Annotated in this window: 8 protein-coding genes; 5 read left to right on the forward strand and 3 right to left on the reverse strand. The window is 53.0% G+C overall.

Annotation, left to right across the window (positions count from 1 at the left end; translation table 11 throughout):
- The 4 genes from ACTIKR_RS19400 to ACTIKR_RS19415 form a co-directional block, all read left to right on the forward strand.
- The coding region (locus ACTIKR_RS19400; RefSeq protein WP_442328744.1) for an aldo/keto reductase at nt 1–273 on the forward strand (273 nt) is incomplete at its 5' end.
- Nucleotides 270–659, forward strand: coding sequence for a carboxymuconolactone decarboxylase family protein (locus tag ACTIKR_RS19405; RefSeq protein WP_442328745.1), 390 nt, complete (start codon nt 270–272; stop codon nt 657–659). The genes ACTIKR_RS19400 and ACTIKR_RS19405, both read left to right, overlap by 4 nt.
- Before the next feature lie 107 nt (nt 660–766).
- Nucleotides 767–1,882: an MFS transporter gene (locus tag ACTIKR_RS19410; protein WP_442328746.1), complete on the forward strand. Its 1,116-nt coding sequence runs from the start codon at nt 767–769 to the stop codon at nt 1,880–1,882.
- Between the two features lie 294 nt (nt 1,883–2,176).
- The gene (locus ACTIKR_RS19415) at nt 2,177–2,536 is read left to right on the forward strand and encodes a hypothetical protein (RefSeq protein ID WP_442328747.1); all 360 of its coding nucleotides are present in this window, start codon (nt 2,177–2,179) and stop codon (nt 2,534–2,536) included.
- A 198-nt stretch (nt 2,537–2,734) separates the two neighbouring features.
- Here ACTIKR_RS19415 and ACTIKR_RS19420 read toward each other — a convergent pair whose 3' ends face one another.
- Nucleotides 2,735–3,388, reverse strand: coding sequence for an alpha/beta fold hydrolase (locus tag ACTIKR_RS19420; RefSeq protein ID WP_442328748.1), 654 nt, complete (start codon nt 3,386–3,388; stop codon nt 2,735–2,737).
- A 139-nt stretch (nt 3,389–3,527) separates the two neighbouring features.
- The gene (locus ACTIKR_RS19425) at nt 3,528–4,271 is read right to left on the reverse strand and encodes an SDR family NAD(P)-dependent oxidoreductase (RefSeq protein ID WP_442328749.1); all 744 of its coding nucleotides are present in this window, start codon (nt 4,269–4,271) and stop codon (nt 3,528–3,530) included.
- A gap of 43 nt (nt 4,272–4,314) precedes the next feature.
- Here ACTIKR_RS19425 and ACTIKR_RS19430 point away from each other — a divergent pair, with 43 nt between their 5' ends.
- On the forward strand, nt 4,315–4,902 hold the full coding sequence (locus ACTIKR_RS19430; protein ID WP_442328750.1) for a TetR/AcrR family transcriptional regulator: 588 nt from the start codon (nt 4,315–4,317) through the stop codon (nt 4,900–4,902).
- 172 nt (nt 4,903–5,074) lie between these two features.
- Here the strand turns inward: ACTIKR_RS19430 and ACTIKR_RS19435 are convergent.
- On the reverse strand, nt 5,075–7,500 hold a 2,426-nt coding region (locus tag ACTIKR_RS19435), incomplete at its 5' end, for a Tn3 family transposase (protein ID WP_442328751.1).

Below are 7,500 nucleotides of genomic sequence, written 5' to 3' on the forward strand. Positions count from 1 at the left end.
AAAAATGAATCATTTGTCTCTGTCATCTCTGAATTAGCTGTACAGAAGCAGGTGACTCCCGCACAGATTGCCATTGCCTGGGTCCTTGCTCAGGGGGATGAAATTGTGCCGATTCCTGGCACAAATTCATTACGGAATCTGAACGACAACGTGGAGGCGGTAAATATTAAGCTCAACAAATCTGAACTAGACATGTTGTCATCCAAGATTTCAGACATACGTGTTGCTGGTGAACGTTATACCCATGAAGGCATGAGGGGAGTAGGGCTATGACTGCACGTAAAGAAGACCGACGAGAACAAGCATTGACCCTGTTAGGCAAGCTTGATCCAGGAGCACCTGAAAAGGTGGCAAAGAGACTTGATCGGTTGGGACCTGATTTTCTTGAGCTGATCCTGGGGTTTTCATTTGCAGACATTGTCGCTCGCCAAGGTATAGATCTGAAAACCAGAGAGATGCTTACCGTTGCCGCCTTGATGGCAATGGGTACGGCCTCTTCGCAGTTGGAGTTCCATATCCGTGCAGCACTCAATGTAGGGGTCACCCGTGAGGAAGTGATTGAGATCTTGTTGCAGATCGCGGTGTATGCCGGTGTTCCAGCGTGTATGAACGGCATTACGGCCGCTGAGGCGGCTTTCGCAACACACGCGCAAAGATAGAAGAATCACAATTTCCCAACAACAAATTGATATTAAAGAAGGTTTGTATGCACGCTTCAAATGAAGCCGTTCCATGGCGAGTATGGGTCGCAATAGTTGCGTTAGGTATGAGTACCTTTACGATTGTGACAACGGAATTGGCACCTATTGGCATTCTTTCTCAACTTGCTGATAGTTTTCAGAAAAGTGAGGCAACAACTGGATTGGTTGTCTCCGTCTATGCTTGGCTCGCAGCTGTTGTCGCTCTTTTTTCGGTTTTTCTTTTCGGTAGATTTCCGCGGAAAGGTCTGCTTGTCGCATTAATGACCATTCTTGCCGTTTCTAATATTGTGGCTGCTTTTGCACCAGTATTTTCTACGCTGATGGGAGCCAGGATGGTCGGCGCCATCGCTCATGGTGCATTTTGGGCAATTATTGGGACCGTCGGTGCTCAGCTTGTTCCTCCAAAATATGTTGGTGTCGCTACATCTATTATTTTTGGTGGGGTATCAGTGGCCAGTGTGATTGGTGTACCAATCACCAACGTTTTAGCACGTGAGTATGCATGGGACACAGCGTTCTTGGGCATTGCTGCCTTGGCTGTTTTCAGTATGATTGCGATCAGTATATTTCTCCCCAAATTACCAGTGCCTGTGCCGTTGCCAAATGGAGCATTGAAGGGGGTTTTGAAAGAAAAGCTATTTTTAAGAATTTATGGTGCGACAGCCTGTGCGATCACTGCTCATTTTGCCGCCTTTACCTACATTGAGCCACTGCTCTCAATAAGCCTAGAAGTAACAGGACAGCGACTGAGCATTCTGCTGTTTGCGTTCGGTGCTGCTGGCATTCTTGGCAACATCATCACCGGAAAGCTGATTGATCAGCATCTAAAAGCGTTGATTTCCATTTCACTTTTGGCAATGTCAGTCGGTGTGCTGGGTTTGGCCTTGAGTAATAAAGAGGCTTCTTTCTATTTAGTCGGAGCCTTGCTGATAGTCTGGGGAGCAGGGGTAGCCATCGTTTTTGTTGGATTCCAGACCTGGATTCTTAAACAAGCTGGGCCGCTAGCCTTGCCGGCCTCAGCCATATATGTAGCGATATTTAATGCCGCGATTGGAGCAGGTGCTTTCATCGGATCGTCAATTTTGGGCGCTATGACATTAAATGGCCTGATGCTGTGTGTCGCCATAGCCTTAGCTTTAAGTCTAGTGCCAGTACTGACTTTAAAGCAACCCAAGAATTAATTCTCTTATCACAACACCAACTTTTCCTATTTTCAGGAGGATATGCCATGTCTGCTCAATTCATAATGATTACTGAGGTGGACGTAACATCGGGAAAGTCACGAGAAGTGGCGCTCTATAACACCCGCAAAAGAGGATGTTCAGCGAGTTTTTTATAAAAGTACTGATGACGAAAAAGTCTTAGAAATAGCGGCTCTTGAGTCGTTGGACATCACACGCTCATTGTCATCGTATTTTGACATGGTGACGGAAACAGTCAGAGACTCTTTAAAGAGTGACTTTAGGCGGCAGCTATTGTCATTTGTTGAAGCTCCCAAAAATACTGACAAGCTTGTGCCCAGCACGCAGTTTCTTCAGCTGCGCCATGTGGAAGTTCCTCCCTCGATGTATAAGGCATATCGTCGCTGGAGAGATGAAACCATCTTTGATGTTGTACGGAATGCTGAGGTTGTTGAGCTATTTCTCGCGTATCACTCAACGATTAGCACTGAACCTGGCGTGATGTTTTTGTCAGGATTCAATGGCGATGTGGATGCCTACATGAAGGTATTCAACTCAGAACGATATAAGGACATCGTCCAGCAAGCCGGAAATCAATACATAACGGGTGGAGAAAAAGGCCTGTACACACGTCTTTATCAATTAGTTTCTTGATTAAGGAACTCTTTGCTACGAATGCACCATCTTGTGGATTAGAGTTTTGGATAGGGAGATCAAACTTGATCAAGACTAAATCTTATGAACTTAGTATTACCACTCAGGGACCAACATACCCGCCAAGTGAGGTAATGGACGCTGACGGCAATTTTATTGTTATCGGCCAGATAAACCGTACTGACCTGAATGGTATTACTAAATCGTCTTGGGGGGCTGCGATTGTTTCAGCAGAAAGCCCCGTGCCTGAGTTTGGGCAACAAGCTCCGTATACGATCTTGCGTGAGTTAACTGAGTCATTAACCGAACAAGACCGTAGGATCGAACTGTATACGTTGCCGATTCCATTGCCTTGCCCACCCTCATTGGCTTGGCCGACGCAGCCATAAAGTCGGTGACGTCGCGCGGAAGGTCCCCACCGAGAATGTCATTATAGGTCGCCGGATTTGGCACAAACCTCTTGTCGCCAACCATCTTCATGTCGATGCCCATGGGAAAACGGCTGCTGATCTCAGCCAGAGTTTCGCCCTTGTCGGGTTGAAGGGCAGCTACGTATACCAATGCCTTGACGTTGGGTGCTACGCCGGCCTCCGTGATAACGGCACCACCGTAGCTGTGGCCAACCAGAACTGTAGGGCCACTTTGGACGTCGACAGCCAGTCTCGTCGCTGCAATGTCCTCTTCGAGGCTGGTATGCGGCAACTCCACTACAGTGACCGCCAACCCTTTCGCCCGTAGGATATCATGGACAGCCTTCCATCCCGAGCCGTCCGTGGTCCCACCATGCACCAGCACGACATTCGTCGCACCGGCATTGATGGATTCAACAGCCTTGGCAGTACCTTGGTACATTAGCAGGCCCCTCGGCGCTGGCAGCTCCGGAAATTGAAAGAGCTAACAAGGCGCCAGCCAGAAGTCTTTTGATCGTCATGATATTACCTTTCAACTATCGCTAATGCGAACTGGTTTAATCTGGTTTTTCTGTTCAGGGTCAGACTGCCGCGACACCGCCATCTACGAAAAGCTCATGGCCCGCGACAAAGCTGCTTTCGTTTGACGCAAGGAAAAGTACGGCACGCGCGACCTCGTCAAGGCGTCCCAGGCGACCGAGCGGAACCCCTTTGATAACCTCTTCTTCCGCACCCGGTGTATTGTCGAAGAAGCTTCGGATCAGACGTGTTTCGGTGCCACCTGGCGACACGACGTTCACGCGGATGCCTCGTTCTTTCAGATCGTTGGTCCAGCTCCGTGCAAAGGAGCGAACCGCTGCCTTGCTGGCATTGTAGAGCGACTGGCCCGGATACGCCTTGGAACCTGCGATCGAGCCATTGAGGACGATCACGCCCCCTTCCGACATCAGGGGCAGTGCTTTTTGCACGGTGAAGAGCAAACCTTTCACGTTGAGGCCAAACGTTGCATAGAAATGGGCTTCTTTGATCGCGTCCAGCGGAACGGGCTCATGCATGCCGGCATTGGCGAACACGACATCGACCCTGCCATGGTCATGCTCGATGCGCGTGTAGAACTTCGCAAGATCAGCGAGGTTCGTGACATCGCCCTGTACGCCGACCGCACCGTGACCGATCTGGCTGACGGCTTCATCAAGCAATGCTTGCCGCCGCCCGGTGATGTACACTAGTGCGCCTTCAGCCGCGAAGTGCTGTGCGGACGCCAATCCGATGCCGTCACTGCCGCCAGTAATCACCACGACCTTGTTTTCGAACCGCTTAGCCATTATATTTCCTTTCAAGCAAGTGGAGGATTCCTCCACTTATAATATGGAGGATTCCTCCACTTTGCAAGATGAGGATAAAATGAACGGGGCTGGGCTACGTGTCGACGCGGAACTGAACCGCCAACGCATTCTCATTGCGGCAGAAGAACTGTTCCTGGAACAAGGTGCAGGCGTCGCGCTGGAGGAGGTGGCTAAGCGCGCGAAGGTTGGGATCGGCACACTCTATCGCCGCTTCCCGACGCGAGAGGCGCTTTTGGCGGCTACCAGCAATGAGCGGTTTACATCGGTCGCGGAGACTAGCCGCGCGCGCGATGCGGATCATGATCCCGGAGACGCGATACGCCAGTTTCTTGAGAATCTCGCGATGAACACGAGCGTCTATCAAAGCCTGGCTGCTTCGCTAGGGACTGTCATTCAACACGGGACACCCGGCTGTATTGCGATTACCGAGGAAGGACAACGACTGCTTCGGCGCACTCAGGAGTCCGGTATTATTCGTGGGGACGCCAGCTTCGACGACATCATCTGTGTGGTGAGCGCGATATCGATCGCGGTCGAAAAGGACGAGGCGCCGATGTCGCGCATTGCTCATCTGGTGGATCTACTTCTCAACGGCATGCGCGTGCGTTGACCATTCCGGTGATCTGCATTGTATACGTGCCTACCGCTCCTGCGGTTGCGCTCCACTCTCATCGTCAGTTGAACTCACCGCCGAAAGCGGACTTTCACCTTTGTCGCGAAAATCCCAACAAAAGTTGGAATTTTGCGCCTGAGTTTTGCAATTGGCATTTTCGCGCCGCTGCTCATGCGGCAATTTTGCCGAAATCTATCCGGCTGTCCAGATCAAGATCGAACCGGCCGTAGGGATTGACGTGAGCATAGATCAGCGGCGTGAGACCGCGATAATCTTCCGGTGCCATACGGCCGTGCCAGGCTGGTTCGGCGAGCACCGTTTGCAGCATGCGCGTGTTCACATAGACAAGCGAGGCTTGAAGTAGATGCAGTGCCAGCGCCGAAACTTCCTGCTCATCAATGCGGTTGGTGGCCATCTCACCGCCCTTGCCGAAGAAGACGAAGCCGTTGGCACTGTTCCAGTTTTCGACGACGTTGAGGCCTTCATGGATTTCCCGACGAAAGGGTTCCTGTCGAAGGTAACGGCATAGAAAGATCGTCTTGACCGCACGCCCGAGTTCGCTCAACGCCTTGTAGGTCGGGTGCATAACTTCGGCCCGTGCGAAGCGGCGCAGGATCGCCTCCGGATCGGCTGTGCGCGTCTGCATGGCAGCGGCATACTTGACCATTTCGTCATATTGCTGCTCAATCTCCTCCCAGTTGATCGGGTTGGAAAGGATCGGAAGCAGGTTCGGCAATCTTGTCCGGAAGCTCGCATCCGGTAACGCCAGCTTCTGCCGGGCAATCGCCTTCAGGCGTGGGGCGAGTTCAAAGCCGAGCAACCGGCAAAAGGCAAAACCAACGGCGCTCTGCCCGTGGCTGTCGACATATTGCCGCTGGATTTCCAGATCGGTGCAATGGCGGAGAACGCCTTCAATCATCGATGCGACCTCCGATGACGAGCACCGTTTGAGCTGGGAATAGACGCAGGTGGCTCGCTTTTCGACATGCCAGTAGATCATGACGCCGCGCCCGCCATAGCGGGCATGCCACTCGGTCATCAAGTTGCGATCCCAGGCACCGAACTTCGTGGAATCCGATGCGCAGGCCGTTCCGGCGTCACCCCAGACCACTGCATTGCGAATTGCAAGCGTGGCATTGGCAACCCGAGAGCAAGCTTCCCGCAAAGCGCCCGCGTGAATGAAGCGGCGATGCACATGAAGAAGTTCCTCATAGCTGGCATCGGTGGTGGCTCCGGCGACCCGCTTCAGACCGGCATTGGTGCCGAGGCCATAGAGGCAAAGAAGCAGTCGTTGATCCAGAACAGCCTTCGGCAGCGCGACGCGGGAGGCCGAGGTCTCGAACGCGTCGAGAAGCCCGGTGTCGAGGGCTGCTTCCTTCAGGACATCGAGGAGGCCCGTCATCGGCCAGCGCTGACCGATTTCCGATTTGATGGCTGCCAGCCCCTTCGGTTCCGGCGCTGGCTTGAACGGCGTGATCGAAATCCTGTTTTCGCCGCGGCAGAGGATTCTCACATTCTCGTTTCGAGGGATTGTGTCGTTCAGGAGCAGCAACTCGTGTTCCACCTCCTGGCGAACCATTGCCACAAATTCGCGGGCATCCTGTGTCAGGTTCAGCTTGGAATAATAAGAGGAGCGTCGAGCCGCAAAATCCTTCGGCAGATCATCATCGGGATTGCGGTAACGGTCAGCGCCGACAACCCAGATTTCCTTGGACCGGATGCATTCCCGCAATTGGGTCAGGACGCAGAGTTCATAGCTGATGCGGTTGACGCGACCATTTCCGTCGATGACCGAACTGCGCCACTTTGCCGGGATCACACCTTCTATCGGCACCTCGTGTTGCGGCACGAACCGGCACCCATCATCCACCCTCGCCCTGATCCAGTCGAGAGCGGACAAGACCGGTCGCCAGACCGCATTGTTCGACCGGAACTCTAGTACGGAAAGCAGGCTTGGCAGCATCCGTCGATAATGATTGGCCCATGAATTGCGCATGACTGCGTAAATTCGGCGGTCGAGCGCACCCTTGGCATTGCTCTCCTTTATGATCGCCGCCAGCTTTTCCTTGCCGACAACCGGAAAGATGACATCGCAAATGCGGCCGTCCGGATCATCAATCGAGGCGGTGGCAATATCGACGAGAAGCCGTTCCTTACCATAAACTCGCTCAACATCTTTGGCGATGTCGCCTACCACTTTCCGTTTCGACCGGGTTGCGATCTTGTGCACCGTTTCAACGAGCAGTTCGACCATTGCATCCGTGATCGTCGTTTCCCGCGCCATCAGGTACACAGCATAAAGGGCAAGCTGGCGAGCCTCCGTGTGACGGCGCATCTCCGACGCCTTTTCGCCGGAAACGCGGCGGACAATATGCTCGATCCACGCGGGGTTGATATTTGGAAGCATATGCAGGGGAAGGTTCAGTTGCCGGATGAACGCCAACCGACCGGTCACTTCCAGAATATTGTCCAGCGTTGCTCGGCCTGCATCGCCTTTCATTGTATTGAAGCCCGTCGGCCCTTCGGCGTCGGCCAGCGACCTTTCCATCGCTGCAACAGTCTCAGGGGGAAGCGCGGCGCTCACCTCATGAAGCC

The organism is Advenella sp. (assembly GCF_052108595.1).
Taxonomy (GTDB): Bacteria; Pseudomonadota; Gammaproteobacteria; order Burkholderiales; family Burkholderiaceae_B; genus Advenella.

What these genes read in the sequence shown, in the direction of transcription:
- ACTIKR_RS19410 (WP_442328746.1), top strand. Translation starts at nt 767, where the DNA reads ATGAGTACCTTTACGATTGTGACAACGGAATTGGCACCTATTGGCATT.
- ACTIKR_RS19405 (WP_442328745.1), top strand. Translation starts at nt 270, where the DNA reads ATGACTGCACGTAAAGAAGACCGACGAGAACAAGCATTGACCCTGTTA.
- ACTIKR_RS19430 (WP_442328750.1), top strand. Translation starts at nt 4,315, where the DNA reads ATGGAGGATTCCTCCACTTTGCAAGATGAGGATAAAATGAACGGGGCT.
- ACTIKR_RS19420 (WP_442328748.1), bottom strand. Translation starts at nt 3,388, where the DNA reads ATGTACCAAGGTACTGCCAAGGCTGTTGAATCCATCAATGCCGGTGCG.
- ACTIKR_RS19425 (WP_442328749.1), bottom strand. Translation starts at nt 4,271, where the DNA reads ATGGCTAAGCGGTTCGAAAACAAGGTCGTGGTGATTACTGGCGGCAGT.